Below are 2,844 nucleotides of genomic sequence, written 5' to 3' on the forward strand. Positions count from 1 at the left end.
TTCTACTTGGTTAAGTCCTCGACCGATTAGTATTGGTCCGCTCCGTACATCGCTGCACTTCCACTTCCAACCTATCTACCTGATCATCTCTCAGGGGTCTTACTTCCATATAGGAATGGGAAATCTCATCTTGAGGTGAGTTTCACACTTAGATGCTTTCAGCGTTTATCTCATCCATACATAGCTACCCAGCGGTGCGCCTGGCGGCGCAACTGGTACACCAGCGGTATGTCCATCCCGGTCCTCTCGTACTAAGGACAGCTCCTCTCAAATTTCCTACGCCCGCGACGGATAGGGACCGAACTGTCTCACGACGTTCTGAACCCAGCTCGCGTACCGCTTTAATGGGCGAACAGCCCAACCCTTGGGACCGACTACAGCCCCAGGATGCGATGAGCCGACATCGAGGTGCCAAACCTCCCCGTCGATGTGGACTCTTGGGGGAGATAAGCCTGTTATCCCCAGGGTAGCTTTTATCCGTTGAGCGATGGCCCTTCCATACGGTACCACCGGATCACTAAGCCCGACTTTCGTCCCTGCTCGACCTGTCTGTCTCGCAGTCAAGCTCCCTTCTGCCTTTACACTCGTTGAATGATTTCCAACCATTCTGAGGGAACCTTTGGGCGCCTCCGTTACTGTTTGGGAGGCGACCGCCCCAGTCAAACTGCCTACCTGACACTGTCTCCCGCCACGCTGAGTGGCGCGGGTTAGAGTGTTCACACAGCGAGGGTAGTATCCCACCAATGCCTCCGCCGAAACTAGCGTTCCGGCTTCAATGGCTCCTACCTATCCTGTACAAGCTGTGTCAACACCCAATATCAAGCTACAGTAAAGCTCCATGGGGTCTTTCCGTCCTGTCGCGGGTAACCTGCTTCTTCACAGGTATCTTAATTTCACCGAGTCTCTCGTTGAGACAGTGCCCAGATCGTTACGCCTTTCGTGCGGGTCGGAACTTACCCGACAAGGAATTTCGCTACCTTAGGACCGTTATAGTTACGGCCGCCGTTTACTGGGGCTTCATTTCTGGGCTTCGCCGAAGCTAACTCATCCACTTAACCTTCCAGCACCGGGCAGGCGTCAGCCCCTATACGTCATCTTTCGATTTTGCAGAAACCTGTGTTTTTGATAAACAGTCGCCTGGGCCTTTTCACTGCGGCTGTGCTTGCGCACAGCACCCCTTCTCCCGAAGTTACGGGGTCATTTTGCCGAGTTCCTTAACGAGAGTTCACTCGCTCACCTGAGGATTCTCTCCTCGACTACCTGTGTCGGTTTGCGGTACGGGTAGTTGATGACTCACTAGAAGCTTTTCTCGGCAGTGTGACGTCAGTCGCTTCCCTACTAAATTTCGGTCCTCATCACCACTTGTCAACCCGCCAAAAAGCATTTAACTCCTTGACTGACTCGTGGCTTGAACATCCCTTTCCAACTGGATGCACAACTTAGCCTCCTGCGTCCCTCCATCGCTCAAACATCATCAACTAGTACAGGAATCTCAACCTGTTATCCATCGCCTACGCCTTGCGGCCTCGGCTTAGGTCCCGACTAACCCTGGGAGGACGAGCCTTCCCCAGGAAACCTTAGTCATTCGGTGGATCAGATTCTCACTGATCTTTCGCTACTCATACCGGCATTCTCACTTCTAAGCGCTCCACCAGTCCTTACGGTCTGGCTTCATTGCCCTTAGAACGCTCTCCTATCACTTGACCAATTGGTCAAGTCCACAGTCTCGGTAATATGCTTAGCCCCGGTAAATTTTCGGCGCGGAATCACTCGACTAGTGAGCTATTACGCACTCTTTAAATGGTGGCTGCTTCTGAGCCAACATCCTAGTTGTCTATGCAACTCCACATCCTTTTCCACTTAGCATATATTTAGGGACCTTAACTGGTGGTCTGGGCTGTTCCCCTTTTGACGATGGATCTTATCACTCACCGTCTGACTCCCGGATAAAAATCAATGGTATTCGGAGTTTATCTGAACTTAGTAACCCATGACGGGCCCCTCGTCCAAACAGTGGCTCTACCTCCATGATTCTACGTCCGAGGCTAGCCCTAAAGCTATTTCGGAGAGAACCAGCTATCTCCAAGTTCGTTTGGAATTTCACCGCTACCCACACCTCATCCCAGCACTTTTCAACGTACACGGGTTCGGCCCTCCAGTGCGTTTTACCGCACCTTCAGCCTGGACATGGGTAGATCACCTGGTTTCGGGTCTACAGCAACATACTAAAACGCCCATTTCAGACTCGCTTTCGCTGCGGCTCCGGCTTTTAAACCTTAACCTGGCATGTTACCGTAACTCGCCGGTTCATTCTACAAGAGGCACGCTATCACCCATTAACGGGCTCTAACTGCTTGTAGGCACATGGTTTCAGGAACTATTTCACTCCCCTTCCGGGGTGCTTTTCACCTTTCCCTCACGGTACTGGTTCACTATCGGTCACTAGGGAGTATTTAGCCTTGGGAGATGGTCCTCCCGGATTCCGACGACATTTCACGTGTGTCGCCGTACTCAGGATCCTGAACTGAGGGTCATTGATTTCATCTACGGGGCTATCACCCTGTTTCGCCAACCTTCCCAGATTGTTCGATTATCAACAACTTTGGTAACTCAAATGTTCAGTCCTACAACCCCAATGAGCAAGCTCATTGGTTTGGGCTGTTCCCCGTTCGCTCGCCGCTACTGAGGGAATCGAAATTTCTTTATGCTCCTGTGGGTACTGAGATGTTTCAGTTCCCCACGTCTACCTCTAGCCAGCTATGAATTCACTGGTTAGTAACAACTGATTAAAGTTGCTGGGTTGCCCCATTCGGAAATCTCCGGATCAAAGCTTACGTACAGCTC

General features: G+C 51.5%; 1 rRNA gene. It reads right to left on the reverse strand.

Annotated features, from left to right (window positions below):
* Positions 1–12: 12 nt before the first annotated feature.
* Positions 13–2,844, reverse strand: a 23S ribosomal RNA gene (locus KTE19_RS12640).

The sequence above is a fragment of the Lentilactobacillus dabitei genome (genome assembly GCF_019061365.1).
GTDB classification, from domain to species: Bacteria; Bacillota; Bacilli; order Lactobacillales; family Lactobacillaceae; genus Lentilactobacillus; species Lentilactobacillus dabitei.